Origin of the sequence: Micromonospora sonneratiae, from assembly GCF_042679305.1 — a bacterium.
In the GTDB taxonomy this organism is placed as follows: domain Bacteria; phylum Actinomycetota; class Actinomycetes; order Mycobacteriales; family Micromonosporaceae; genus Micromonospora_H; species Micromonospora_H sonneratiae.
This window is the reverse complement of record NZ_JBHTMP010000011.1, coordinates 125,559-152,036: the sequence shown is the minus strand read 5'-3', so window position 1 is coordinate 152,036 and position 26,478 is coordinate 125,559. Positions and strand designations below refer to the sequence as shown.

Genomic DNA, 26,478 nt, shown 5'->3' with positions numbered 1-26,478 from the left:
GCGGCCCGTTGCTGCCCGGCCACCCACGCGTCCTCGATACGGGTGCGGTGTACGTGCTCTGGCGACGTCGGATATCGGAAGTATCTGAATACCTCCGTGGTGGGGCGTGCCGAGCCCGTCGCGAGGCCGGCCAGGGGCATGAGCCAGAAGCGCGAGACTGAGGGGTCGCTATCGAGCTGTGCGGATCGGTTCCCAGGTGGCTTCTTGCCAGGCGCGCCGTAGCAGTGTGGTGAGTGGTTGGTCGTTGGGGAAGGTGGTTTGGTCTATCGCGGCGATCGGTTGTGCCGGGCAGTGCGAGTTGGTCGCGGCGGCGGCCGTCATCTCGTTGACTGATTCGCGAGTTATCTTCCGGGTCGTGTCGGGAACGCCGAGCCGTCGCAGGCCGAGCCGGAGCAGTTGCATGGTGATGCCTGCCAGAGCGGGTCCCTCGGGCCAGACGATCTGTGCTCCGTCCCAGAAGGCGATGTTCCATACCGAGCCCTCGAGCAGGCAGCCGTCTCGTCCGGCGAACAGGACGTCGTCGAATCCTGCGTGGCGTGCTTGAAGGCGATGGAAGGACAGGCCGAGCGTGGCCAAGTGCTTGAGTTGCGGGAGCTCTCGCTCGTACTGAACGGTCTGGACTCGTATGGGTGGACGGGGAGCGTCGTCGACCGGTTCCTCGACGGACACCATGATGTCGGTGTTGGGCCGCCGGGCGGGGTTGGGAAGGACGGTGACCTGGACGGACGCGTCGCTCGTGTCGGCCAGTGCGTGATCGATGAACGTCGTGACCTGGTCGCTTGATGGCGGGACGGCGTCGGGAAACAGCACAGCCGAGGCCTCGTTTAAGCGGCGGAGATGGAGAGACAGGCCAGGCACTGCTCTATTGCGTACCTGCATGGAGGTGAAGTGGCCGTAGTTCCACATGGCTGCTCGATGCACGTCTTCGACGGTCGCCGGCGCGCCGTTGATTTCCACATGTGTCACTGCGTCATCGTGTCAGTCGACGCGGAACCGGCGACCGCTGCGGTATGCAGGAGCGCGGCCCGGCCCTCAAGATCGGTATTCACGGCCGGCCTGCTGGGGTTCCGAGAGCAGGCCTCGGCGGCTGACTTCCGCTGCGTAGGTAGTCCAGTCTCCCGCCGAAGCGCGTTGCCAGGCGGCGGCGACGCTGATGTGGATGCCGAGCATGCGGGCGAGGATCGCGGCGGGTAGTTCGGTGGTGAGCTGGAACAGCGCGGTGGAGCGGGACTGCGCGGGGCTGAGGCCGAGGTCGCGCAGTCGTTTGGTGAGTTGGAAGGCGCTGATGGGCCGTCCGGGCTGGCCGCCGGGGAACAGCCATGGGCTGCTGTCCGAGGCGCCGATGACGGCGTGTCCGCGGCGGGTGCTGGCCAGGTCGCGGACGAGGTCGGCGAGTGGTTCGGGCAGGATGACCGGTTCCCGGCCCAGGCGTAGGCGGGTGCTGTCCGGGGTGATTTGGAGGTGGTCGAGGGTGAGCCGGCTGATCGTGGCGGGTTGCTGGGCGTAGAGCAGGACGAGTAGGCCGGCGACGCGGAGTTCGGCGTCGATGGTGCCGTCGTGCAGCAACAGGCGGGCGCGTTCCCAGCGGGTTTCGGTGTCGATCGGCGCGGCGGGTCCAGCCCAGCGGGTGGCGGGGAGCTCAAGCAGGGTGAGTTTGTTCCGCCGGGCCCAGCGGACGAAGTTGCCGACCTCCCGGCCGGTGTTGTCGTCGGCGAGCCACTGGTCGAGGTCGGCCTGCCGGGCGGTGGCGAGGGTGCTTCCGTGGTCGGCGAGCCGGTCGAGCAGGGCGACGGCGGCGTTGATGTTGCGTTTGGCCGCGATGAACTGGTGATGGGTGGTGTCGGTGCCGTTGAGCCGGCCGCGGAGGCGGCGCAGCACGTGCCAGATGGCGTAGCGGCGCAGCAGGTGCTGTTCGTCGGGGTTGGCGCGTGCGGCGATGGTGTCGGTGATCCAGCGTTGTAGCCGGGTGAGTTGTTCGTCGCGGGTGGGCAGGGTGCCGATCGCGACCAGCACGCTGCGCAGGTGCTCGATGGGCTTGCTCGGCGGCAGGGCGTCGAGCGTGTTGTGGGTGAGTGGCTGTCCGGCGAGGGCTCGCAGAATGTTGGGGGCGGCGCTGCGGTTGAGCCAGGTCTCGACGGTGGCTGTCCGGTTCGTCGCCGCGAGTGCGTCGTGCAGAGATTGCAGTTCGGGCCGGATGGTGCCGGTGTCGTCGCCGAGGACCTGACGCAGTCGTCGGTGGATAGTGCAGCGGGCGCAGCGGGCGTTGCCGCCGGCGTGGATGCGGCCGGGTTCGCCGCAGCTGGGGCAGGCCTGCCAGAAGTCGGGGTCGGGGCGGGTGCAGGTGGCGCAGAGCGGCGTCTCCAAGGTGCCGCCGCGGATGGGCCGGTCCTGTCCGCAGCCGGCGCAGCGGGCCCATCGTTGTTTGCAGGCGCGGCACCACGGCTGCCCGGTGGTCTTGGAGATCAGGCAGGCACCGGTCTGGCCGCAAATCGTGCAGGTGCCGGTTGGCCAGGGACGGCAGGCCTGGCAGAGCGGTCCGTCCGGGGTGCGGACGCTGACCGGGCGCCGCCGTCGGCAGGTGGTGCAGGTTTCCTGGTTGGCGGGTTGCCGCAGCAGGCAGGTAGGACACAGCGGTCGGCCATGTTCGTCGCGGCTGCCGGGTTCCCGGACCGCTCCGCACTCGGCGCAGGGCCGGGCCCGGGTCTTGGCCACGCAGTTGCGGCAAAGCCACTGCCCGTCGATCCGCCGATGCAGATGGATGCGGCGTCGACAGTGCGGGCAGACCGGTGGGGTGATCGTCTGGGCGCCCGCAGCGACGAGCAGGTCGATCAGCCGCAACACGCAGGGGGCGGTGGCGTCGGCACCGGCCCCGGTGAGTAGATCGGGCCTGCCCTGCAACTCCCAAGCCAGTTGATGTCGCTGGCCTCGCCGGGTCGTCGCCGCGTGCACCACGTCGGCCACCACCTCTGCGGTCAGGCCCGGCTCGATACCGGTCACGATCGCGGTGACGGCGTCGACCGGATCCCGCTCGTCGACCGGGCACTGAACACACTGCGGACGACCGTGGCGGTCACGGAAGGCCACCGGCCGGGACTGGCCACACACGCAGCACGGTTCGGGACGGCGGTCGCAGGGTGCGCAGTACCAGTCCTGACCGCGGCGTTGCAGGCTGCGCAGCGGCTTATTGCAACCAGCGCAGGCCGGAGCCGAAATCACAGCCGCGCCGGCGCGGCGCAGCGCGATCAGCAGGTCCGCCACGACCCGCGGTGCGGGCGAGCGGCCATCCCGGAGCATGTCGGGCCGGTCCGTCAGGGCCTGGGCGAGGCGGCGTTGCTTGACCCGACCACCGGCGACGCCGGCCACGATGTCCGCGATCATCGCCGAGGTCAGACCCGGCTCGATCGCGGTGACCAGGGCCACGGTGACGCCGATCGGATCGGCCAGGACCGGCGGCACCCCGGACGCGTCTTGCGCCGCCGGCGTCGTGACCGGCACCGCGGTTACCTGTCCGCGCCGGTGATGCGGGCCCGTTTCGGACGCAGTTCACCGACTCCGCCGTCGCTGCCGCCGACCACCTTGCGCCGGCGGACGGACTGGGCCGCGGCGACAGGCTCGATCAGGTCCTCCATCGAACAGCCGAGGATGTCCAACAGGGCCATGAGGATCTTCAGACTCAGCCGTTCCGGTCGATCGACCACCAGCCGGTAGATCTGGCTGGACGACAGCCGGATATCGCGTTGGGCCAGCGGTTCGAGCAGATCGGTCGTCTGGAACATCTCCCGGCTGGCCATCACCTGCCGCAGATTCCATCGATAGTCGAGCTTGGCCGCCATCTACCGCTCCTTCTCTTGCCCGCCCGGCGTGTCGAACGCCGGCGTGAGGGCCTTGCGCAAGGCCGTGTTCATGAAATCCCCGGACACGTGCGTGTAGATCGCCGTCGAGGTGTCGCAGCGGTGCCCGACCGCCTCCTGGATGAACCGGCGGTCGACACCATCCTCGGTCAGATGGGTCACCCACGAGTGCCGCAGACTATGCGGGCTGAGAATCTTCGGCAGGCCGAGCGCGTCGCGGTAGGCGACGAACCGGGCGTTGATCTCCGCCGGGTTCACCCGTCCACCGCGCTCGGTCACCCACAACGCCGGATGATCCGCGCAGCCGAACCTCGGCCGGATGTTATCCACGTAGTCGGCGACCGCCTCTACCGCCCAGCCCATCACCGACGGCACGTTGCGCCGTCTCGGCGGCTGCCCGCGCACCGCTTTGCCGTAGCGGACGTGCAGCATCCCGTACCGGCCGAACTCCGGCGCCGCCGGATTACGGCCCCAGTCAGCCACATCCAGTTGCGAGGTCTCCGTGCGGCGTAGTCCCCACGCGTAGATGACCTTGAACAGGGTCGCGTCCCGGTAGGCGGCCAACGCGCCCTTGCGTTTCGCCCGCACTGCCCGGTCGACCTGCTCGTCGGCGTAGTCCAGGAACCGCTGCAGTTCCGGCCGCGTGAACGGGCGGGCCTCCGGGCGGCCCTCGTAGTCGTTGAGGTGCGCGAGCGTGTTCCACTCGTGGCAGATCGGCACCGGGAACGTGCCGAAGGTCTTCTCGCACTCCACCGCCCAGCCGTACCGGCCGTCGGTCAGATACTCGCTGAACAAACGCAGGTCGGTCTGGTAGCCGCGGATCGTCGACGGCGCCAACTGCCGCTCGCTGGTCAGCGACTGGGTCCACTCGTCCACATCGCCCGGGCCCCAGTTCCACGGGTACTCGTTGGTGAACTCCAGGAACCGGCGTACCAGCCGTTCCCGCGGCGCGATCGTGTCCTCCAGCAAACCACGAGCCGCCTGCTGGGCCCGCCAGCCCTTGAACATCGCCTCAACCATCGCGTCCTCGGGACGCAACTGCACTACCCCGGAGATGAGTTGCAGGCGCGCTGCACCCGCCAGATCACCCCGCCCCACCCGTCCTCCAAGCCCACAAACGGCGACCGTTCGACGGCAGGATCATGCATTAAACGGGATCATCACGCAAGCAGCGCAGCCCACAGGCGGTGCCACAACGCCGCCTCGAACCCATTGCCGGGCAGCACTGATCAGGCGACCTGCGAAAACTCGCCCGTCTGATGCAATTGCCGAGAGTTGACGTACCGCATCGTGGTGGCCACCCACGAGTGGCCGAGCAGCTCCTGAATCGAGATCAGGTCCACGCCGGACAGATACAGCTGCGAGGCGCAGAAGTGCCGCAGCACGTGCGGGGTCAACGTGTCCGCCCAACCCTGCAGGTGCACGCTTGCGGCGGCGACCAGTCCCGAACGCAGCGCGTCGTCGCCGACCCGCCGGCACGACCCGTCAGCGTTCTTGCGCTCGGAGGGGAACAGCGGCGCGCCTGGTCGGGTGTGGTCCGCGTCGAAGTGACCCCACACGTCTTCGATGAACCAACGCAGCGTCCGGCCCGCGTGGTTGACCAGCGGCACCATCCGCTCTCGCGGGCCGGAACCCCGCGACCCTTTGCGGTAGCGCACGTGCAGCTTGCCGAACCGGCCCAGCTCCCACTTGACGTCGGCCAAATCCAGGCTGCGGACCTCGTTGACCCGCAATCCCACCTCGGCCATCAACCGGGCCGCCGCGTAGTTACGCGCTGTCGGGGCGAACTTGCGGCACCCAGCCAACTCCCTGGACCAGCCGGCGAACAACTGCGTCACCTCGGCCTCCGACGGCGGGATCCGCAACCGGGCGTCCTTACGTCCCCGCGGCCGGTTCATCTCATCCAACGGGCAAGCCACCACCAGCCCGGTCATCGCGTGGAGCTCGACCTTGTGCCGCAGCTCGGCGAAGGCGAAGTACGTGGTCAACGCCTGAGCCCGCGCCAAACGCGTCCCGCTCGAGGCTTTCCTCAACACCTGCCCGAAGTAGGCGTCCGCGTCTGCTGGCCGCATCTCCCACAACGGGCGACCGAACCAGCTCCGCACCTGCTCGAGCTGTCCGACGTCCCCACGGATTGTCGAGTCCGCCAACCCCGCCGACGCCCGCGCCAGCACGAACCCGGCCAACACATCGGTCTCGAACTCCTCCAGCTCCCCATCCGTCGCGGGCGCACGGACATCGCGCAGATCCCGCACCACCGCCAGCGCCAACCCGCGCACCCCACCTTCAGCATCACCACCGAAAGGCCAACCACAATGGCAACGCTTCAGAATCCCCGAAGTTGCGTCAGAACGCCCCTAATCATCAGAAGCCGCCAAACAACAAGGGCAACACCATCGCCCCTGTCCCTGCATGCGGGGAACTCACGGGATGTCGCACAGGGCGGTGACCGGCGTGCCTGATCCCTCGATTAACAACACCCCAGGCACGGCGGGCGCAAACAAGACGACCACGGCGTGGCCCGAGGCCCTGTCGGTATGGGCGACCGCCCAGTCGACCGGCCCGGTCCAGCGGCGCGGCCGGTACGTGCCCCAGTCGGTCAAGCACCCGGCCAGGATGCTGCCCGCGATCGCCGCCCACGCCGTGCGCTCCTACACCCAGCCAGGCGACCTCGTGGTGGATCCGATGTGCGGGATCGGCACCACCATCGTCGAGGCCATCCATCTCGGCCGAGACGCCATCGGGGTGGAGTACGAGTCCCGCTGGTCCGACATCGCCGACCTCAACATTGCCCACGCCCACCGGCACGGCGCGACCGGACGAGGCTCCGTGATCCGCGGCGACGCCACCCGTCTGACCGCGCTGCTGCCCGCAGCCTTGCAGGGGCAGGTCTCCCTCGTGGTGACCTCACCCCCGTACGGGCCGACCGTGCACGGCCTCATCCGCCCCGGTGCCGACGGGGTCGCCAAGTACGACAACCAGTACGGCGAGGACAAAGGCAACCTCGCCTACCGCTCCTCCCTTGCCGGGCTGGTCGACGGGTTCACCGACATTCTGCGCGGCTGCCACGGCCTGCTACGCCCCGGCGGGGTGGTCGTGGTCACCGCCCGGCCGTGGCGTAAGCGCGGCGAGCTGGTCGACCTGCCCTCGGCGGTCCTGGCCGCTGGCACCGCCGCCGGCTTCGTCCCGCTCGAGCGGTGCGTCGCGCTTCTCGCCGCCGTCCGCGGCGGGCAGCTCGTCGCCCGCCCGTCGTTTTTCCAGCTCCAGCAGGTCCGCAAGGCCCGCTCGTCCGGGGTGCCGATGCACCTCATCGCACACGAGGACGTGCTGGTGCTCGGCAAGCCAAAGTCGCCAGAGGGCGGAACCGAGGTGGTTGCGTGACCGCACCCACCCACCGCCACCTGCGCCTGGGTGCCGGTCTGTACCGAGATTGAGTTGTTGTATTGGCGTTTGATGGCCATCGCTGTTTAGGTGACGCGTGATCATCGAGCAGCGCGGTCGTAGAGGTCCAGCGGTGTGGCGGCTGCATGTTTGCCGGCCGGATCGGGCCCCGTGGTGGTACGGCGAGGATCCAGTCTTGGTGGGGTTGCCGACGCTGCCGGAGTTCGCCGATACGCACGGGACGCGGCGGGGCCAGGAGTTCTTGATCTGCTCGGATGGCCGGGTGGTGTCGGCGGTGAACGCGTTTCTGGCCTCGCCGCGGATGACGAGCCGGTCGTCCGGTACGCGGGATAAGTACGGCCGGGCGTTGTGCATCTGGTTGGGCTATCTTGACGCGGTCGGCCAGTCGTGGTCGGACGCCGTGGAAGCCGACATCGATGGATTCAAGTTCTGGAGGATGACGGACGCGGCGAACCCGTCGCGGGTAGCGGGTTCGAGTGTGCTGGACAACCTCAGCGCGATCAGCGCCTTCTACGAGTGGGCGCAGCCGCGGTACGGAGTGCTCAATCCGGTGGCTCGGCGGCATCTGACGAGCCGGCGAGCCGACACCCGGGCGGAGGCGTTTGCGGCGTCGCCGCATGTGGTCCGCCGGCGCGACGTGAAGTGGCTGGACCCGGGCGGGTACGCCTGCTGGCGTGACATCGGGTTGCGTGGGCTGGACCGGCAGGGCCGGGAGATCGAGCGGTGGCGCGGCCGTAACGGTCAGCGTGACTGCGCGTTCGCCGACGGCCTTTACGGCACGGGGCTACGGCTATCGGAGTGGGCCAGCGTGCTGCTGGTGGAGCTCCCGGCGGACGATCCGCGGCGCGGGTACGTGACCTGCTGGTTGGCGGCCGAGTGCGCGAAGGGCGGCCGAGGTCGGCAGTTCTGGATGCCGCGCTCGGTATCGGCCGATGTGCTGGTCTACTGCGAAGGCGAGCGCGCTGCTGCAGTGCGCCGTGCGCAGCAGGCCGGGCGCTACGATCACGTCGTTGAGGCGCTGGTTCTCAGCCGGGTGCTCGGCCGGCGCCGAGTTGAGCTCACCGACCGGGCGGGAGCCAGGACGACGGTATCGCTGGACGCATTGGCCCCGGAGGTCCGTTGCCGGATCTTCACCGAGACGACCGGGGGTCTGGCTCCCGCGGCGGTGTGGCTCAACGAGGACGGCCTGCCTCGGATGGCTCATGGCTGGCAGCACACGTTCGACACCGCGAATCAGCGGGTCGCGCGGGCCGGCCTGGAGTCCGTCTCGGCGACCGCCCATATGCTGCGTCATTCGTTCGCTCTGCGGTGGTTCTCGGTGGGCCGTCTGCTCTACGAGAAGCGGTTCGCGCACCTGGACGCGCAAGAGCTGCGCGACTTCCGGGCCCAGTTCGGTGACACCTGGTATCTGGTCAAGACCCTGTTGGGGCACGCCGACGTGACCACCACGATGGACGTGTATCTGGAGCCGTTCCGGGAGTTGGACGTGTCGCTGCTGATCGAGCATGCGCACGGGGCGGGGATGGCGGCGTTGATGGCGGAGATGTTCGCTGGTCATCCGCTGGTTGTCACCGCTCCGGCTGAGGCCGGCCGGTGAGCGCCGGACGGCCTGCCGCCCTTCCGGCGGCTGGGTACGTGTTGCCGCAGCGGTTGTTCGTGGGGGAGAGCGAATGCCGGGTGCGGGTGTTTCCCGAGGACGGTGGGCCGCCAGCGGACATCGACTTGATGGTGCTGCCGGTGAGCCGGGAACTGCGGGAGTGGCTGGCGGTCGCCGCGCTGGGCGCGACCGGCCCGGGCGGGCCGCGCCGCAGTGTCGCCTCGGCGCTGGACATCCTGAGCATCCTCAAACGGTTCACCCGCTACCTGGCCACGTTGCAGCGACCCCCGACCCGCCCGGATCAGCTGGGGCGGGTGCATGTTGACGGTTTCATCCTGGCCGGCGGCAAGTGGGTGCACCGGGACTTGGGCAGTCTGCGCTCGATGTTGCGGTTCGCGCCGGATCCGCCCGTGGAGTTCTGGGCACGGCTGGCCCAGGCTGCCGTCCCGAAGTCCGACGGGGCGGTACGCAGCTACAGCGAGGCGGAGTTCCGCCGGATCACCAAGACGGCCCGTGAGCAACTGCGCGCCGCCGCCAGGCGCATCCGCCGAGCTCGGGAGGTGTTGCGGTGGTGGCGTAGCGGGCAGATCGAGCGCGGCGATCGGGCCGGGTGGGAGCAGGGATGGCTGCTGGACTACCTCGACCGGCACGGCGACGTGCCACGGCAGGTGGACGGCCGCGGCCGGGACGTTCCAACCGCGCTGGTGATGCGGCACGGCGGGCCGAACACGGTGATCGGCAACCTGCACCTGGACTACGCCGACGTCGCCGCCGCAGCGGTTCTACTGCTGTGTCTGACGGGACAGAACCTGCGGGTGATCGATACCGCAACGACGAACCATCACCGCCCGGACGCGCATGCCGGCGGTCCCGCGACCGCGGTGATTGAGCTGGTCAAGCCCCAATACCGGTAACTTAGAGCCTTGGTGTCCGTTTGACCCGTTTGGGTTTGGTGGCGTTGACGATGGTGATGGCCCGGTCGGGTGGGCGGCCTGCATCGCGGTGCGTGGCGCGTTTGAGTGGCCAGTTGGCGACTTTGCGTTTGATGGCGCGGGGGTTGGTCCGGTGGCGTCGTGGTGGGAGGAGCCGTTCGGTGAGTTCAGCGAGGGTGGTTTTGACGGCGCGGGCGAGTCTGCCGGGGGGAAAACGCCGCCTGGTCGGTGACCTGGCGGCGTACGACTCGTAGTGAGCGGGTGAAGGAGATCCGGTCGGGGTCGTGATCGGCCTCGGTGGCGGCTTGGTGCATCAGGTGCCGGATGGCGTGATGGACGAGGAGGAAGCCGTAGAGTTCCTGCTCGGCTCCGTCGGGGTGTTTCGACCGTAGTACAAGGTGCGGCCCGCCGAGGTGGGTCTTGATCTCGTCGAGGGTGGACTCGAACTCCCATCGCTGGGCGTAGAGGGCGGCCAGCTCGGTGGCCGGGGTGTTGGTGGGGTCGAGGATTGTGGTGATGAGTCGGTAGACGCCCTCACGACCGGCGAGGGTGTACTCGATTGCCCGTACCCGCACCCCACCACGCGTGTGGTGGATATCGCGTTGGTCGAAGATCTCGGTCAGGTAGGAGCCGTCTGGCAGCTGCTCGACCACCGTCAGGACGATGTCCTTGCGGACTCGCCACAGTAGGTCCGCCCCGGTCGCAGCGGCTTCGCGCCACAGGTCCACGCCGAAGAATCCGCGGTCGGCCAGCAGTAGCATCCCTGGTCGTAGCGAGGAGAAGACCGCGCGGGCCAGGGTGTGTTCGCCGGTGCGCAGAGGGCCGATCGCGGCGTCGAACACGACGTGGGTGCCGCATTCCACCAGGCCGACCATACGGATCTGCGGGTAGCCCACCTGTTGTTCACCCCGTCCGGATCGGGGTGGGCGACCAAACGCGCCCACATTGGCCTCGGTGTCCGGAAGGTCGAAAGTGGTGCCGTCGATCGCGGTCAGCCGCCAGTCGCGGTAGAAGACGCCCCTGGTGTCCGGCGTGGCGACCGGGCGACATCCCACCGCGAACAGTTCCTTCAGGGGCTCGACGCCAAGCCGGGACCGGGCCTTCCAGATCGCCGCCGTTGACGGCACCACCCAATCACCGCGCCATCGGCGTCGATCGCGTAGACCCTCGGTCAGCAGCCGAGCAACCTCTTCATAGGCCTCGCCGCAGAACAGACACATGGCCAGCACGAAGTACACCACCACACGGGCAGGCAACAGCCGGCTGCGCTGCTGCACCCGCCCTGTCCGAGCCAGAACATCATCAACAAGCGACGGCGGGAACGTCCGGGTCAACACCCCGAGGGCAACACGATCCGACAAACGCTCACCCGACGACTTGACCTGACCAGCACGAGCCACAACACCATCAACGACCGAAACATCACTAAGTTACCGGTATTGGGTCAAGCCCCGGCGCGGCAGTCGCAACGCCGCGATGACCGTCGCGCTGCAGGACGTCTCCGCGGACGGTGAGCGGGCTGTGGAACTGGGACCGGGCCGCGACGACTTGGTGACGCCGTTCGGCGTCTACACCCTGCTGATCGATCTGGCCCGCGACACCCGGCGCTGGCTGGGCACCGACCGGCTGCTCGCCTTCTACACCGCCAAGGGTAAAGCCGGACGCGGTTTCCAGACCGGGGTGCCCAAGCAGTCCTTGCAGTTGTGGGGCGCCACCACCGGCCTGGAACGTGACCCGGTCACCGACGGTGAGCAGGGTGCCGAGCAACCAGGTCCACGACCATTGGTGATCGACGCCCGGCGGCTGCGACTGACGTGGCTGGAGATCCACCAACGCCCGGTCGCGCAGACCGAGCACACCCTGGCGAACGAGTACCTCGCCCGCAACCGCGGCAACATCGCCGAGTACCAACAGCTCGTCGCCGACGTGCTGCAACAACAGGTCGACGGGGCCCGCGCGCACCGCCCGATCCCGGTCCTCACCGACGAGGACGTCACGCGGGCTGCCGTCGATCCGCAGGCAGTCGCCGCCGCGCACGGCCTGACCGTGGCCCGGCTCCAAGACCTGGTCGCCGGAAGGCTCGACACCGTATTGGCCGGCTGCACCGACAATATCGCCAGCCCGCACACCGAACCTGGACGGCCGTGCACCGCCTCGTTCCTGCTCTGCCTGTCCTGTCCCTGCGCCCGCGCCACCCCCGCGCACCTGCCGGTGCAGGTGCTGGTTCGCGACGCGCTGCTGGCCCGCCAGCAGCAGATGACCCCGCTGAGCTGGGCCCGCCGGTTCGGGCAGGCCGTCACCCAGCTCACCGACCTCCTCGAACCCTTCGGCCCCACCGCCGTCGACGATGCCAGGAAGGCAGCCACGGCCGCCGACCACGACCTCGTCGACCGGTTCCTGAGCACCGGACTGGACCTCAAATGAGCAACCCCACGGCCAACACCGCAGCCTCCCGGGCCGACGCCGCGGCACTGCCCGGCCCCGACACCATCGTGCTGGCCAACCGCCCCCTGCGCCCCGGCACCGACCCCGCAGTGCTCTCCCGGTTCGCCGACGACCGGTGGATCCTCACTCACGCCCTGCACGAGGACCACGCCAAGGCCACCTGTCTGGAACACTCCACCGTGCCGGACCAGTTCCGGCAGCCGCTCAAGCTGATCGCCTGGCTCATGATCAACGACGACGGCGGTAGTGCGGTCGCGTTCCACGCTCGCGCCGCCCGCCCCGCTGTCCGCACCGTCGTGTCGATCTTCCGTTTTCTGCGTGCGTTCACCGAGTGGCTCACCGACCGCAACATCCGTTACTTCAGTGAGGTCACCCTCGCCCACCTCGACGCCTACGTCACCGACGTCCGCGACAGCGACGTCTCCCACGACCTGCGCGAAGACCTGCTCGCCGCAGTCACCCGCGCGTGGACGATGCGGCACCTGCTACCCGACGCCGACCGACTGCCCGAGGCACCGCCCTGGGGCGGTGAACGAGTCCGCGACGTCCTCGGGCGCGGGCGCTCGCGGGGCGAGAACCGCACACCACGCATCCACCCGGACACCATGACCGCGCTGCTGTCGTGGAGCCTGCGCTTCGTCGACGACTTCGCTGACGACATCATCGCCGCGTTCGACGAGCACAAAGCCTTGGTCAACCGCACCCCGGGTCGCCGGCACACCCGGCCGCCACGGGTCGGACCCCGACGGCCGCGCAACAGCCTCACCGACGACCTCGTCCGGGTGCTCGCACGCTACCGGGATCACGGGATGGGCGTTCCTGGAAAACGACTGCCCGACGGCACCACGACAGTCAACTACTACCACCTGGGCCGACTCGTCGACGGCCAGCCCGTTGCCCGCTCACACGCCGCAGTGATCGCCGCGTCCGGGCTGCCCGTCGACGACGACTGCTACCTGTTCACCCCGGTACGAGGACTCATCGACGGACAGCCGTGGCGGGCGCGGCCGATCACCTTCGACCAGGCACCGCTGCTCGCACGGCACCTGAGCACCGCATGCTTCGTGATCATCGCCTACCTGTCCGGCCAACGACCCGGTGAGGCCCTCAACCTGCGCCGCGGCTGCGTCGAACACGACCCCGCGACCAGCCTGATCTTCCTCCGCGGACGGCACTGGAAAGGATTGCGTGACTCCACCGGCGCCACCCGGGCCGAAGGCGCCCAGCGCGTCGACCCGTGGGTCGTCGTCGCTCCGGTCGCCGCCGCCGTCGCGGTACTCGAACGCCTCCACACCGGGCCGCTGCTCTTCCCCAGCACGCTGCTCACCAACGGCCGGGCCGAAGGCTGCCTGCAAACCCGCGTCGGCATGGGCCGCAGCGATCAGTTGATCACCAAAGACATCGCCGCGTTGATCACCTGGATCGCCGACTACTGCCAAAAGAACGGCCGCGACGACCACGTGCCGCCCGACCCGGCCGACACGCCAATCACCACCAGCCGGCTACGACGGACGCTGGCCTGGTTCATCGCACGCCGACCCCGCGGCCTCGTTGCCGCCGCGATTCAGTACGGACACGTCAGCGTCAAGATGACGCTCGGCTACTCCGGCAGTTACGCCTCCGGCTTCCCCGACGACCTGGCCTTCGAAGAATGGCTTGCCCGGCTGGAAACCGTGGTCGACGCCCACCACCGGCTCTCCGAAGGGGAGTATGTGTCCGGGCCCGCCGCCAACACCTACCGCACCCGTGTATCGGCGGCCACCCGTTTCGCCGGCCGGACGCTACGCACCAACCGCGAAGCCGCCACCCTGCTGGCCAACCCCGACCTGCAGATCTTCACCGGCAAGGGCATGACCTGCGTGCTCGACCCTGCCCGCGCCGCCTGCCGCGTCGCCGCCGACGAACGCGGCACCCGCCGCACCCCCGACATCGACGACTGCCGCCCGAACTGTGCCAACATCGCCCGCACCGACCGCGACATCCACGTCCTGCGCCGGCAGGCCGCGCACCTGCGCGCCGTGGTTAACGACCCCGCAGCCCCACCAGTGCGTCACGCCCGCGAACGACACGAACTCGCCCGCCTCGAACACCTCATCGCCCGACACCACACAGGACGAACCCGATGACCACCGACCGGCAAGCCGAACGCGACGCCATCCAAGCCGCCACCCGCCGGCTCCTGGCGGGCACCCCCACCCGTTCCACCGGAGGGCTGACCGTCCTGCAATTGGCCGTCGAAGCCGGCGTGAAACGGTGGGTACTGACCCACAAGCATCCCGACCTGCGTCAGGCCTTTGAGCAACAGCGACGGGCTACCAACGGCATCCCACCGGCGTTCCAGCACCTGCACGGCAAGCTCGCAGATCTCGAAGCCGCCAACAAACGACTCCGGGAAAACAACACCGAACTGACCGAACGGATCAACACCTACGCCCAGGTCATCCGCGCGCTGAGCATCGAAATCGACACCCTACGAGCACAGGTGGCGTTGCCGGACAACGTCCGGGCCTTGCACCCACGACCCGGCACCCCACCGACATGAACCGCTTGGAGGAATGGCGAAACCACCCCTTCCTCTGGATCACCTCCCGGATCGAGTATCGAGGTATACCTCTTGCCCCCTGCGGAGAAGAAGGGTCGCCGAACCATGAACGACGCCCGACCAGACGCCGCATCCACGCCACGAAAGCGCCGAGCGATGGAGATCGTGGAACGGGAAAAGGCACTACGCACCCGGCAAGCCGACCTGCAACGGCAGGCGGCGCGAGGCACTCCACAGTCACCCGAGCTGCGCGAGGTCCGCCGCGAGTTGAAGGAACTCGCCGCCGAGCGAACAACTCTGCTGGCCCAAGTGAGGCAGGAAGAGACCACGCTACGGGCCGAACAAAGTCAGCTGGACCGCAACCGAACCGGCACCACCGCACAACGCGGCAAACGAGCGCTGCCGAAGGTCACCACCGCGGAGAAGCGCGTCCGAGGCAAGCTGGCCGCGCTGGCGAGCGAACGAGCCTGGCTCGACGGCACCGTCCAGCACGACCGAGAACAAGCCGCGATCGACAACGCGATCTGGAACAGCGCCCACGACCCGGAGACATTCGGCTCCGACGACTGGTGAGCCCTCGCTGCTACCGCATCCGTCCGTCGACAACGCGGAGTCCACCGCCTGCGGAAGGAGGTATCCGGATCCGATGACAGTGCGTTGAGGTTCAGGCGCGGGCGCTCCGCATCGCTTCCACCAACGCCGTGCGTATGGGTTCGTGAATGAGCGGCGGCAACTCTTCAGGCCGGAACCAACGGATCTCGTCATGTTCATCGGGAGCGACGTTGGTCGGTGTCCCCTCCCAGTCGTCGACAAGCCAGGCGCTGAAGCGCACGGACTGCTCTCCGCGACCTACCTCCAGCCGAGACAGTTGGAGTGCCGTTCCTGTTGTTATCCACACGCCGAGTTCCTCGTGCATCTCCCTGGCGAGCGCAGCCAGTTCTGTCTCGCCTGCGTCGATGTGTCCGCCGGGCAGATCCCACACGTCCGGGTAGACATGTCGATTCGGACTTCGGTGGACGAGCAGGACTTGACCTTCGTGAACCAGCGCTGCGGTGACGATCTCGGGCATGGGCGGGATTGTGGTACGACCCTCCGACAAGAACGTCCGCAACTGGCCGCGATCCCGAGCACCATGTCACGTCCACCGATTACTCATCGTAAGCGGCGGACGTAGGTCGGCTGCAGCGCCGCCGTTGCAACGTGCCGAGCGCTTCGCGTTCCGGGCCTCTACACATATGGCGTACCAACTGCACGGGAACCCGCACGCCGACAGCAGCCCACGACAACCGAACAGGGTCACACCGAACCAAGAAGGCCCCGGCGAATGCCGGGGCCTTCTTCATGTCCAATTTCAACCAGAGGAATCACTACTTTGCTTCAGCCAACTGCGAACCCCTCAGCACACCAAGTACAACAGTCACGAACACCTGAGAGAAGTGCCAGCGTGCAGAGTTCCACGCTACTGCTGCTGGCAGCCCAGAGCGAGATCCTCAGGTTCGACACGGTGATCTTCGCCGACGCCTCGTGGGAGCCGAACACGGACTACGAGCATCTGGACCGCCTGGCCGACATCGCAAAGCGAGCAGGTATTGCGGTCGTGCGCGTCAGCGCCAACGCGCCACGGCGAACCGGAACCCAACCAGGGCTACGCCCTGATCAGATCGATCACCTCGTCCGTGGTCCGCACATCACCGAAGGTCCGATAGATCGTGTACAGGGTCGCGTTGTGATCCTCGTCCCGCCGGGCCGAGTTCGCGTCGGCAACCATGATCACCCGGTAGCCAAGCGTGCGCGCATCGCGCGCCGACGACTCACAACACACATTGGTCACGGTCCCGGTGATTACCACCGTGTTGACGCCCCGTGCTTTCAGCAGATCAGGCAGCAGGGAGGACCCTGGGAAGAAGGCGCTGCTCGCGGTCTTCTCCACCAGCAGGTCCTCGTCGCTCACCTCGAATTCGTGCCACAGCCTCGACCGCAGGGGCCCCTCGCCGCCGCTGCGCCGGAACATCTCGGCGATCTTTGGTCCGAAGAACTCGTCGCCAACCGGCGACGGCTCACCCGCCCCGGGCAGCACCCACACGATCGCGCCGCCAGCCGAACGCAGTATCGAAGCGATCCGCGTGATATTTGGCACGATACCGAACGTGTACTCGTTCTCCTCAACGAAGAACGGCACCATGTCCACCACAACCAGCGCTGTCCGTTCAGGGACGAGCTTGGTGAAGGCATGCCGTCGACCCCGGCGAGCCTCTTGCCGCTCGTACTCCCGATCTTCGATCCGCCATGCATGCACTCTGCGCTCCATGGATCGAACTTATCGAATGCGAATAGCACGGAGAACCCCGGCGAGCCTCCGCACCGAGGCACCTCAAGCCGGCAAGCGGGGAACACCCTGGCAGAACGTGCTGGTAGCCATCCGGCAGCACAGGCACATTGTGACGAGAAATCCGCAATAACGCGCCCGTTCCACGACGACGGCTCCTGGCTCGCCCTGCGCGAGCACAGTCCGCAGGAGTCGGCGGACGCGGTCGGCTTCGATCGCGCGATTCGTAACGGCTCCGCGCGAGCCAACGCGGGCGGGCATCCGCTGCGCGGGGAGTTCTTCCTGCACCGGCAGCGGGTACCGCTCGATGAGGTGGTACTGCGTCCACGCCCACAGCCAGCGGATGCGCCTGGCTGCGGGCCGTGGACCTGCCCCCATGACCAGCCAGTGACAGCGGACGCCGCCGCACGGGAGGTGGCGTGAGCATTGAGCACACCACCGCCCCACGCATCGGTTCCCTCTGCAGCGGGTACGGCGGGCTCGACCTGGCCGTCGAGTTGGTGCTCGGCGGCCAGGTCACCTGGTACGCCGAAACCGACCGGCACGCCAGCCGTGTCCTCGCTAATCACTGGCCCCGGGTCCCGAACCTCGGCGACATCCGCACCACCGACTGGACACAGGTCGAACCGGTCGACATCATCACCGCAGGCTTCCCCTGCCAGGATATCTCCAACGCCGGGGAAAGATAGGCCGAGTTGCATCTGATGCAACCATTCGACCTTCCGGTCTCAGCGCGGCAGCGTGGACATTCTGGCAGGGTTGCATGCTCGTTCGGGTCTGCCGCGCGGGCTGCGTAACCGGCGCATCGGTGTTGCGTTGAGTGCAACGTGGAGCGGGCGGTGGATCTGGCTGGAGCGGCGCACCTGACGTTGGCGTCCGGGGGTGGCGTATCTCGATCCGGCGACTGCGGTCTTCGATGCGATGTTGGAGGGCTGGCAGCGTCAGCAGCGCACGCGGTTCCTGAGGGCATCGACGATCGCGGGCCGGGTGTTGATGGTGCGCCGGTTTCACCAGTACACGAACCAGTATCCGTGGGAGTGGGAGCCGGCCGAGGTCGAGGCGTTCTTCGATCACCTGCGATCGGCCGGGCCGCGGCCCATCACCGTGTCGACGGCCAGGAGCTACCAGACCACGCTGCGGATGTTCTGCGACTTCGTCACCGACGCCCGCTACGGCTGGGCGGGCGAATGCTTGCAGCGCTTCGGTCAGGCGCCGGCGCAGATCCTGCACGAGTGGAACTCGATCGTGCACGTGACAGAGTTCGACGGTCAGCCGGGTCGGCGGCCGCTCACCTACGACGAGGTGCAGATGCTGTTCGATGCAGCCGACGGCCGTGTCGAACAGATCCGTACGCATCAGCGTAAGGGTGTGCTGGCAGCGTTGCGCGACACGGCGATGCTCAAGACGGTGTACGCCTTCGGGCTGCGCCGGGCTGAGGCGTGCGGGCTGGACGAGTCGGACTTCCGCCACAACCCGAAGGCCAAGAGGATGGGGCAGTTCGGTGCGGTGTTCGTGCGGTGGGGCAAGTCATCGAGAGGCAGTCCACCCAAGCGGCGCACCGTGCTCACCGTCCCGGAGATGGACTGGATCGTGCCGGTGCTGGACCAGTATCTCAGCGAGGTCCGGCCGCGGATCGTCGGCGAGGCTCATCCAGCGCTGTGGGTGACCGAGCGAGGCGGCCGGATGTCGTTGCTCCGCCTGAACTTCGCCTTCGCCGAGGTGCGCGACCTTGCCGGCTTGCCGCCGGAGCTGGACCTGCACTGCCTCAGTCGCCGTCTTCGACGACGACGTGGTGCGCCACTACCAGCAATGCCTTCAGCAACGGCGCGACCACCGACCGGCCGCCGAGTACCGCGACGCCAGTGGCACTGAATGGAGCGAGTTCCAGGAGCACTTCGACAAACGCCGCGTCGAGCTGGGCTCCTGCGCCCGCCCCTATGGCACGCCGTGTCAGCACGAACACGCCTGCTTAACCGAAATGATCTTGCAGAGCTGGCTCCAGCCTCGCCCTCATCTGCTCTCACGGAGAGTGACCGACGCGAACTCCGGGAAGTGTTTCCCGGGCGTGTCGGCCCCCGGACCTTCAGCTCGGTTTCAGGTGTAGCGCCATCCTGTAGACCACATTCGGTCGGAGGCAGGACTCGGGCGGCCTTACCCCCAACTGTATTCGAGTTGGAGTGTCCGATTACTTCTGGTAGACCAGCGATGTGACGTTAAGGTCAACGCCGCTGATGACCGGCGCATCGATCAGTGAGATCGCGGCTCTTGCAAGCAGCGCCCGAGACGTGCAACAGGCATGCGCAGACTTCGGTTTGACGTATGTACCCCTGGACCCTTGGGATGTACATGGACCTGAGGACAAGGGCGACCCGCCAGCCCAATGGGAGCACCCGTGGATTGAGGCCTGGCATGTCACCTATGCGACGTTGGATGCCTGTGACCGTGATGACCCTCTGGTCGTGGTACGGGTTCTTCACTTCGCGCGACGGCTGGCCGAGTTGTGCCTCGTATCTGCCGGTGAACGCGCCGAAGCGAAGCTTCTGCGCCTCCAACGGGCATTGGCGGGCGATGGCCTCTATCGGACCATCTGTGGTGACCCGATAGAGGTCATCGATGAGTTGACGGCGTTGGCCACGACCGCAGTTGTCGAGACGGCCGTCATCCGAGCCGAAGTGAGAAGGCTGCAGTCGGCCCTGCCGGCTGACCCAAGCGTGGCCGTCGGACGGGCGAAGAATCTAGTTGAGGCGACGGCCAAGGCAATCCTCAGTCGGCACGGTATGCCCGTCGACAACAGGGCAAGCGTTCACGCATTGGCGATCCAGGCGATGGACGTCCTCGGTGCGCACCCCCGAGACGCCGCCAATGAACCATCACGGCGGATGCTCGGCAGGCTTAGCGCGGCGGTGCAAGATCTTGCCGAGCTGCGCAATCAGGCAGGCGACGGACATGGAGCCGCCTCGGTTGTCGCCGTGGAACCGCGTCATGGTCGCCTCGCGGTGTGGTCAGCCCTCGCCTGGTGCGGTTTCATGCTCGAAAGCGCGGACGCCCCGATGGCCTCGCCAGACAGCTCAGAGGCCGGTTCGCCCGGTTGAAAGGCGAACGTCCGGCATACCGAGATGGGTGACGGACCTGCGGTCCTCCAGTTCGCGCATGGCGGTTAGCTTCTGCTGCGCTGCGGCCATGGTGGTCTCGATAGCAGCGACTTCGCCGAGCCAGCCTTGATCCTTGGCCTCCTGGAGCCGGTCGGCGAGGTTGGCGTGGATCTCTTCAAGTCGCGGCCGTTGGGCTGGGTCGACCCGAAGGAGTGGGCATCTGACGCAGGCATTTTCGTGCTGGCAAGGGGTTCCGTGGTCTCGACCGCAGGTTCCGAGGGCGACCTTCCGTAGTTCGAAGTGGGCGAGGAACTCGTCCCACTCGGTGGTGGTCACGTCGCGGTATTCCTCGCTGGGTCGCTCGGCGCGACGTCTGGCGATGAAGGCCCGGTGGTGCGCGATCACGTCCTCGGGGTAGATCGCGGCGTATCCCATAGTTGTGTCCACTGCGGAATGGCCGCAGACCTTGGCGGCGATGTGCGGTGGCAGCCCGGAGCGGATGGCGTCGGTGACGAAGATCCTCCGAAAGTCGTGGGGCCGCCACTCAAGGGGCTGGCCGCCGGCGGTGATCTGGGCGGCCTGTGACATGGCGACGAGGCATTCCCGGATGTAGCTGCGGGTCAGCGGCCGATCTTCGGTGCCGAAGCGTCGTTGGAACAGAAACGGCATCGGCGGAGACCAGGTCTGCTCGAACACGTCGTAGGCGGACACCAACGGCAGAGCCGCATCGCCGGCACGGACCCGGAAGATGATCGCCGTCAACACCTCCGCGAGTTCGGGCGAGACCAACAGAAGCCGCTCCGCATCCGTCTTCGACGGGGCAACCTGCAGCATCGGCACGACCTCGCCGGTCGTGGGCAGCGTGTAGGCGACGAAGCTGTGATGGGTGAGCTCCAGCATTTCCTCGATTCGGATTCCGGTGTGTCGCAACACTTCCACCGTCGCCCACGACCAGAACGCGGCCTGCTCCTCGTGGGTGAGGTCCCGCCGTTTGCCGGTGGCCAGGTCGGTGGCGAAGACCCGGCCGGATTGGCCTACCCGACAACGCTGGAACCCCTGGCCGACTGCCATGAACCGGCCCTCAGCAGGTGCTTGTCTGGCTGCGTTGACACGCTCCTCGGCGTCCTTGCGCTGTTGCTCGACGGCCCGCAGCAACACAGGCAGCAGCGGAAGTTGGGTTCTGGTCCGCTGGTCCATTCGGGCTTTGACCCGCGCCTGGGCCTTCTTGCGGGTCACCTCGGACGCCTTGATCGGGCACAGCGCAACCCACGGCGCCCACCGCGCCGGATCATCAGCGGCCCACCGCGCGATGTCCTCGTAGAAGGCCCGCACAAACACCAATTCACTGCGATAGTTCACGCGAGGACGCAGCGGCTTGCCGTCGGCGTCGCGGATGTGGGCCAGCCGCTCCTTCCACGCTTGCGCGACCGCGGGTTCCAGCCGCAGCGAGCCAATGCCGGGATGATGGACCTCCAAGTCGCGCCAGAACAGACGGCAAAGGGTGCCGGCGACCGAGCGCAGCGAGGTGTGATCGAGGTCCGGAGCCCGCTCGCTGAGGTACTCGACCAGCAGGTCGCGGACCGGCCGGCACGCGATGCCGTAACCGTCGACGATCTGCTCGATGCTGCGGCGCCCATCCAGGCGCAGCACCCGCAACCGCTCGGGGGCCGCAGCCGGGAGCACGCCGGCCTTCTTCAGCGCCGCGTAGAACAGCGGCCGGCCGGCGCTGCCGCGGAAGTGGTGCTCCTGCAACGCTGTGGTCAACTCGACGCAATCGCCGACCACGATGTCGGCGACGAAGCCGCCCTTGCGGATCACGATCCAGGTGAGCTTGTTCATCGCGTCGGACCGCGCCCATCCGGCCGCGTGCTGCATATGGACGTCGAGGTTGCCGAAGCCCTCAGGGTCGATGGCCGCGCGGGTCTCGGCGAGCATCAAGGCGTTGCGTTGCCGCAGTAGCCACCGGTATCCCGGCCGGATGACCTGCCCGGCCACCAGCAGCGCCAGTCCGCTGGACAGCTCGTCTCGGTGATGACGCCGGACCGGGACCCGGTCGCGCAGCGGCAGATCGGTCCAGTCGAAGCCTGCGGCGTCGGCTCCGCTGGCCAGCCACCTGTCTTGCCAGGTCTCGCCGGGCTGGCGCTGGATCCAATCCAGCAGCTTTCCCAGACCCCGCCGTCGCGTCTTGTCCCGGGTGCGGCCCGCGCCCGGATCGGTGAACGCCTGCAGCAGCCGCTCGACCAGTGCCTGCCGGTCCTGGCGGGTCTGCCACCAGCTCTCCTCGTCGGGCCGCGGCACCCAATCGCCTGGCCGTGCTGTCGTGTCGGCCTCGGTGAGCCCGATGGTGCCGGGCGCGATGTCCGGCGCCGCGGCTGTCACCGCGCTCCTTCGCCTGCGGTGCCGGCGCCGAACAGGGCCGCCAGCACCTCGGGACGGTAACCAGGCGCGGGCGGCGCGGGCGGCTTGGCCCGTCCGGCTCGCAGCCGCTCGTGGTGGGCCAGGACGTGGGCGATGACCTCGTCCGGGGTGGGCGCGGTGTAAACCTCCGTGGTGGTGATATGGGCATGTCCGAGGACCCATTGCACATCGGCCAAGGTCAGGTCCGGGTCGCGGACCATCCTCTTGGCAGCGGAATGCCGCAGGTCATGCAGCGTCCAGTTCGCGCCGAGCACCGCATTGGCCTTGTTGAACACCATCCGAGCCGCGTCGTAGGTCAGCGGTCGGAACGGGCGGCGCAGCGTCCACCACAACGCCTCGTCTGGCCCCTTCGGGACCAGGTCTCGGATCTCCTGCTGGTAGAGCCGCAACCACACGAACGCGTCCGTTGACGCCGGCAGCTGCTGCAGCGCCCGGCTGCCCTTGCGGACCACGCCGATCAGCTGCTCTTCCGGAACCACCCGCCCCTGACGGACACCGAGCAGCTCCGAGGCACGGGCGCCGGTCGAGATGTAGAACGCGATCAACGCCCGATCCCGGTTGCACGACAAGGCCGCGAACAGGTCGTTGAACGCGCGATCGGGGATGCTCCGCGGCGCCGGCTTGGGCTCCTTGGGCTGATACACCGCTCGCCGAGACAGCCGTCGAAACGGTTGCATCGGATTGTGGTGAGCGTTGAGATGTTCATCCTCATCGCCCCTACCCTTGGGGAACGGGTTGACCAGCGGCCGACCGTGCATCTCCCGGTGGTACTCGTAGAAGGACCGGATCACCGCACGGGCATGCCGCCGAGTCCGGGCTGCGTAGTTCTCCCCGGACGTCGCCTTGCCCGTCACCGGGTTCACCGAGCCGGCCGCAGGCGCGTCAGCCCGACGCTGGCGCGGCGGCTTCTTGCAGATCTTCAGCCACAGGGCGAAATCCCGGGCCTCGGCCCGACCGGCGACATGCCAGGGAACCTCGACCGCACGCAGAAAGCGAAACCATGCCAGCAACTCGTACGCATACGACCGCAGCGATGCTGCGCTGGCGTCGTCGGCGAGCATGTGGTGCAGGAACTCCCCGACCGCTTCCACCTCGACGCCGTGTTCATCGAGAACACGGAACGGCAGCAACGAATCGCCGGTCTCCTCCACTCGGCCGACCCTGCCGACCTTCAACGCAGTGACATCCCTGAGCGCCGTACCGTGCTCTGCCATCCATACCTCCGCTGGCCGTCACATTGACGACCGAGATGACAGCAGATCAACGCGGCCACACGCAGTCATCCACAAGGCCCAACCCGTGACTCGGACAGGTCCACCATCACTATCCGTAGATCTCCGGAATGCCCAAGAGCCGACCAAACTGTTTCGGTCAACGGGACATCCGCTGCCCGATGCTCAACGTCAACCCGAAGATGCTGGACCGGCTCGCCGAGCTCGAAGAAGACCTCCACGCCCGACGTGCACGTGCCGAGGCCGAAGGCTGGCTCGGCGAAATCGAAGGCCTCGACCTGACCTTGCGGTTCCTCGCTGACAAATGGCAACAAGCCATGCGGCTGAGCAAGATCACCGGCGCCGCCGGGCTTGGCATGCCCGGCATTCGGGTGCCCACGCGATAGCCGAAATCACCGACGAGCTGGCCGGAGGTTTGATCGCCTCCGGTTAGGCACCACAAGGTCATGGGTTGCTGTTGCTTCGCCCGGACGGCGACGTGGTGCTGCTGATAGGAGGCGCGGTGACACGACGATGGTGAGGCGTGGACGCGCTGACCTCCATCAGTCTAGCGATCTACCTCATCACTCCCGGCAGCATGCCCGCCTGGTTGTGGCGGAGTTCGTCGGCTCCACCAAGACGGTCATAACCGGCCCCACCACAGGCTGGTCACTACTACCGGCCGGTTACCGAACGTAGCCTCAGCCCACGCCTGTCATGCCGCGATTGGCGGTAACCGCGCGTTGTCTGCGGCAGGAGAGGACGTTCGGCGAACGCCCACCGCACGCCGCACGCTTCATCATGCAGCCATGACTGCGAGAGACGAGATCCTGGCTGCGCTTCGAGACCTCGTTGCGCGGAGCCCGGACGGTACGTTCCGGCCCCAGGAAGTGATCGACGAGCTTCGCCGACGGGGAAGCACCTACGCGGAATCGACGATACGGACCTACATCGTCAGCCGGATGTGCGCCAACGCTGTCAACGCCGCCTCAATCGTGGATCTGGCCCAAATTTCGTGATCAGGCCTGACCCCCGCGATGGTGGGTCCACTGTGTAGGGTCGGCGGCCGTGCGATTGGCTGACCTCGCGGTGCTGTTGCCGCACCTGGCTGGCGTGGGCGTTGACCGGATCGAGCGTCGCGCTGGTGGTCTGCGGTTATGGGCCCGATCACGGGCCCGTCGGGCGGTCTGTGGAAGGTGTGGCCGCAACGGCAGCCGGATCCACAGCCGCTACGAGCGCCGGTTGACCGACGCCGCGCTGGCCGGCGAGCCAGTGGAGATCCGGCTGCGGGTGCGACGGTTCTTCTGCGACACCCCGATATGCCCCGCGCGCACGTTCGTTGAGCAGATCCCCGGCCTGACCCGCAGATATGCCAGGCACAGCCCGCCCTCGCAGCGGTCGCTGGAAAGGATCGGGCTGGCGCTGGCCGGCCGGGCCGGTGCCCGGTTGGCCAGCCGGTTGGGCTGGACCGTCAGCCGCAGCAGCATCCTGCGGGGGCTACGCGCCCTGCCCGAGCCGGAGACACCGGCCCCCACCGTGCTCGGCGTGGACGACTTCGCCCTCCGGCGGGGCCGCCACTACGCCACCGTGCTGATCGACCTCACCACCCGCCGCCCGATCGACCTGCTACCCGACCGGGAAGCGGCCACCCTCGCCGGCTGGCTGGCCAACCACCCGCAGATCCAGGTCGTCTGCCGGGACCGGGCCAACGCCTACGCCGACGGCGCCCGCACCGGAGCACCCCAGGCCATCCAGGTCGCCGACCGCTGGCATCTGTGGCACAACCTGGCCGAACACGTCGAGAAGACAGTGGCCCGGCACCACCGCTGCCTCACCGAGACGCTACGTCCACCACCGTCACCATCAGGACCGGACCTAAGCCAGGTCACGACCCAAGCCCAGGTCGACCGGGCCGAGCAAGGACTGCTCGTCCCGCGTCTACGACGCCACCACGCGCAGGTCCAGGCCCTACGCGGGCAAGGCCTCACGATCAAGGCGATCAGCCGCCAGCTCGGTATGGGCCGTAACACCGTGCGCCGGTTCGCCCGCGCCAACAGTGTCGAAGAGCTACTGGCCAAGGCCCACGCCGGACGTCCCAGCATCCTCGACGAGCACGCCGCCTATTTGCAGCAACGCTGGAACGACGGAACGACCAACGCCGCGCTGCTGTTCGCCGAGATCCGCACCCGCGGCTACCGCGGCACCATCGCCACCCTACGCACCTACCTCCAACCCCTTCGAGCGGCAACCGCCACAGCCCCCACCCCATGGCGGCCACCCAAGGTCCGCGCCATCACCACCTGGCTGCTGCGCCACCCTGACAACCTCGCCGCCGACGAACGGGAACACCTGGCCCAGGCACGCGCGGCCTGCCCGCACCTGGACGCCCTGGCCGGCCACGTCACCGCGTTCGCGGAGATCCTCACCGGCAGACACGGCCACCGACTCGACGCCTGGATTACCGCCGTGGAAGCCGACGACCAACCAGACCTGCACTCTTTCACCACCGGACTCCGCCGAGACCACCACGCCGTCGTCAACGGACTGACCCTGCCCCACAGCTCCGGACCCGTCGAAGGACACGTCAACCGCATCAAGATGATGTCGAGTAGCCGGGGGCGTCTCAGCCCCCGGCTCTCACAGAACCGTACGTAACGATCTC

At 67.8% G+C, this 26,478-nt stretch carries 23 protein-coding genes; 13 read left to right on the top strand and 10 right to left on the bottom strand.

All coding sequences use genetic code 11. The features are described 5' to 3' along the window. Nucleotides 1–168: 168 nt before the first annotated feature. From ACFQ4H_RS09990 to ACFQ4H_RS09970, 5 genes are all read right to left on the bottom strand, one after another. The gene (locus ACFQ4H_RS09990) at nt 169–966 is read right to left on the bottom strand and encodes an aminotransferase class IV (RefSeq protein ID WP_377569467.1); all 798 of its coding nucleotides are present in this window, start codon (nt 964–966) and stop codon (nt 169–171) included. Nucleotides 967–1,032: 66 nt separating this feature from the next. Further along, nucleotides 1,033–3,495: a hypothetical protein gene (locus ACFQ4H_RS09985; RefSeq protein ID WP_377569466.1), complete on the bottom strand. Its 2,463-nt coding sequence runs from the start codon at nt 3,493–3,495 to the stop codon at nt 1,033–1,035. A gap of 5 nt (nt 3,496–3,500) precedes the next feature. Further along, nucleotides 3,501–3,833 carry a helix-turn-helix domain-containing protein gene (locus tag ACFQ4H_RS09980; RefSeq protein ID WP_377569465.1) on the bottom strand — a complete coding sequence of 111 codons (333 nt, stop codon included), beginning with the start codon at nt 3,831–3,833 and terminating at the stop codon, nt 3,501–3,503. Next, nucleotides 3,834–4,949 (bottom strand): tyrosine-type recombinase/integrase, encoded by a 1,116-nt coding sequence (locus tag ACFQ4H_RS09975; protein WP_449289018.1) that lies wholly within the window; start codon nt 4,947–4,949, stop codon nt 3,834–3,836. Nucleotides 4,950–5,080: 131 nt separating this feature from the next. After that, a complete protein-coding gene (locus ACFQ4H_RS09970; protein WP_377569464.1) occupies nt 5,081–6,130 on the bottom strand; it encodes a tyrosine-type recombinase/integrase in 1,050 nt (349 codons plus the stop codon). 151 nt (nt 6,131–6,281) lie between these two features. Here ACFQ4H_RS09970 and ACFQ4H_RS09965 point away from each other — a divergent pair, with 151 nt between their 5' ends. The 3 genes from ACFQ4H_RS09965 to ACFQ4H_RS09955 all read left to right on the top strand — a co-directional run bounded on the left by ACFQ4H_RS09965 (nt 6,282) and on the right by ACFQ4H_RS09955 (nt 9,764). Next, nucleotides 6,282–7,232: a TRM11 family SAM-dependent methyltransferase gene (locus ACFQ4H_RS09965; protein WP_377569463.1), complete on the top strand. Its 951-nt coding sequence runs from the start codon at nt 6,282–6,284 to the stop codon at nt 7,230–7,232. A gap of 199 nt (nt 7,233–7,431) precedes the next feature. Further along, complete coding sequence (locus ACFQ4H_RS09960) at nt 7,432–8,850, top strand: hypothetical protein (protein ID WP_377569462.1); 1,419 nt, start codon at nt 7,432–7,434, stop codon at nt 8,848–8,850. Then, nucleotides 8,847–9,764: a hypothetical protein gene (locus tag ACFQ4H_RS09955; RefSeq protein ID WP_377569461.1), complete on the top strand. Its 918-nt coding sequence runs from the start codon at nt 8,847–8,849 to the stop codon at nt 9,762–9,764. Before ACFQ4H_RS09960 ends, ACFQ4H_RS09955 begins: the two co-directional genes overlap by 4 nt. A gap of 185 nt (nt 9,765–9,949) precedes the next feature. Here ACFQ4H_RS09955 and ACFQ4H_RS09950 read toward each other — a convergent pair whose 3' ends face one another. Then, complete coding sequence (locus tag ACFQ4H_RS09950) at nt 9,950–11,182, bottom strand: IS4 family transposase (protein WP_377569459.1); 1,233 nt, start codon at nt 11,180–11,182, stop codon at nt 9,950–9,952. A 76-nt stretch (nt 11,183–11,258) separates the two neighbouring features. On the opposite strand from ACFQ4H_RS09950, the gene ACFQ4H_RS09945 reads away from it, so the two are divergent. From ACFQ4H_RS09945 to ACFQ4H_RS09930, 4 genes are all read left to right on the top strand, one after another. Further along, nucleotides 11,259–12,206 carry a hypothetical protein gene (locus ACFQ4H_RS09945; protein WP_377569457.1) on the top strand — a complete coding sequence of 316 codons (948 nt, stop codon included), beginning with the start codon at nt 11,259–11,261 and terminating at the stop codon, nt 12,204–12,206. Further along, nucleotides 12,203–14,353, top strand: a complete 2,151-nt coding sequence (locus tag ACFQ4H_RS09940) for a hypothetical protein (protein ID WP_377569456.1) — start codon at nt 12,203–12,205, stop codon at nt 14,351–14,353. Before ACFQ4H_RS09945 ends, ACFQ4H_RS09940 begins: the two co-directional genes overlap by 4 nt. Then, nucleotides 14,350–14,769 (top strand): hypothetical protein, encoded by a 420-nt coding sequence (locus ACFQ4H_RS09935; protein WP_377569454.1) that lies wholly within the window; start codon nt 14,350–14,352, stop codon nt 14,767–14,769. The genes ACFQ4H_RS09940 and ACFQ4H_RS09935 overlap by 4 nt, the downstream gene beginning before the upstream one ends. Before the next feature lie 156 nt (nt 14,770–14,925). Then, nucleotides 14,926–15,342: a hypothetical protein gene (locus ACFQ4H_RS09930; RefSeq protein ID WP_377569452.1), complete on the top strand. Its 417-nt coding sequence runs from the start codon at nt 14,926–14,928 to the stop codon at nt 15,340–15,342. Between the two features lie 91 nt (nt 15,343–15,433). On the opposite strand, the gene ACFQ4H_RS09925 is transcribed toward ACFQ4H_RS09930, so the two are convergent. After that, nucleotides 15,434–15,838, bottom strand: coding sequence for an NUDIX domain-containing protein (locus tag ACFQ4H_RS09925; RefSeq protein WP_377569450.1), 405 nt, complete (start codon nt 15,836–15,838; stop codon nt 15,434–15,436). Nucleotides 15,839–16,414: 576 nt separating this feature from the next. Then, nucleotides 16,415–17,077: an isochorismatase family protein gene (locus tag ACFQ4H_RS09920; protein ID WP_377569449.1), complete on the bottom strand. Its 663-nt coding sequence runs from the start codon at nt 17,075–17,077 to the stop codon at nt 16,415–16,417. A 437-nt stretch (nt 17,078–17,514) separates the two neighbouring features. Between ACFQ4H_RS09920 and ACFQ4H_RS09915 the strand changes: the two genes are divergently transcribed. The 3 genes from ACFQ4H_RS09915 to ACFQ4H_RS09905 all read left to right on the top strand — a co-directional run bounded on the left by ACFQ4H_RS09915 (nt 17,515) and on the right by ACFQ4H_RS09905 (nt 20,187). Continuing rightward, nucleotides 17,515–17,784, top strand: a complete 270-nt coding sequence (locus ACFQ4H_RS09915; RefSeq protein ID WP_377569447.1) for a DNA cytosine methyltransferase — start codon at nt 17,515–17,517, stop codon at nt 17,782–17,784. A gap of 193 nt (nt 17,785–17,977) precedes the next feature. Next, nucleotides 17,978–18,967 (top strand): tyrosine-type recombinase/integrase, encoded by a 990-nt coding sequence (locus ACFQ4H_RS09910; RefSeq protein WP_377569445.1) that lies wholly within the window; start codon nt 17,978–17,980, stop codon nt 18,965–18,967. 359 nt (nt 18,968–19,326) lie between these two features. Further along, nucleotides 19,327–20,187, top strand: a complete 861-nt coding sequence (locus ACFQ4H_RS09905) for an abortive infection family protein (RefSeq protein WP_377569443.1) — start codon at nt 19,327–19,329, stop codon at nt 20,185–20,187. On the opposite strand, the gene ACFQ4H_RS09900 is transcribed toward ACFQ4H_RS09905, so the two are convergent. Together ACFQ4H_RS09900 and ACFQ4H_RS09895 are read right to left on the bottom strand one after the other, a co-directional pair. Next, nucleotides 20,164–22,566 (bottom strand): tyrosine-type recombinase/integrase, encoded by a 2,403-nt coding sequence (locus ACFQ4H_RS09900; RefSeq protein WP_377569441.1) that lies wholly within the window; start codon nt 22,564–22,566, stop codon nt 20,164–20,166. The genes ACFQ4H_RS09905 and ACFQ4H_RS09900 overlap by 24 nt on opposite strands. Next, nucleotides 22,563–23,756 carry a tyrosine-type recombinase/integrase gene (locus ACFQ4H_RS09895; protein WP_377569439.1) on the bottom strand — a complete coding sequence of 398 codons (1,194 nt, stop codon included), beginning with the start codon at nt 23,754–23,756 and terminating at the stop codon, nt 22,563–22,565. Before ACFQ4H_RS09895 ends, ACFQ4H_RS09900 begins: the two co-directional genes overlap by 4 nt. Before the next feature lie 242 nt (nt 23,757–23,998). On the opposite strand from ACFQ4H_RS09895, the gene ACFQ4H_RS09890 reads away from it, so the two are divergent. From ACFQ4H_RS09890 to ACFQ4H_RS09880, 3 genes are all read left to right on the top strand, one after another. Continuing rightward, nucleotides 23,999–24,223 (top strand): recombinase, encoded by a 225-nt coding sequence (locus ACFQ4H_RS09890; protein WP_377569437.1) that lies wholly within the window; start codon nt 23,999–24,001, stop codon nt 24,221–24,223. 402 nt (nt 24,224–24,625) lie between these two features. Beyond that, nucleotides 24,626–24,835: a DUF7669 domain-containing protein gene (locus ACFQ4H_RS09885; protein ID WP_377569435.1), complete on the top strand. Its 210-nt coding sequence runs from the start codon at nt 24,626–24,628 to the stop codon at nt 24,833–24,835. A gap of 49 nt (nt 24,836–24,884) precedes the next feature. Continuing rightward, nucleotides 24,885–26,471 (top strand): ISL3 family transposase, encoded by a 1,587-nt coding sequence (locus ACFQ4H_RS09880; protein WP_377569434.1) that lies wholly within the window; start codon nt 24,885–24,887, stop codon nt 26,469–26,471. Nucleotides 26,472–26,478: the final 7 nt, after the last annotated feature.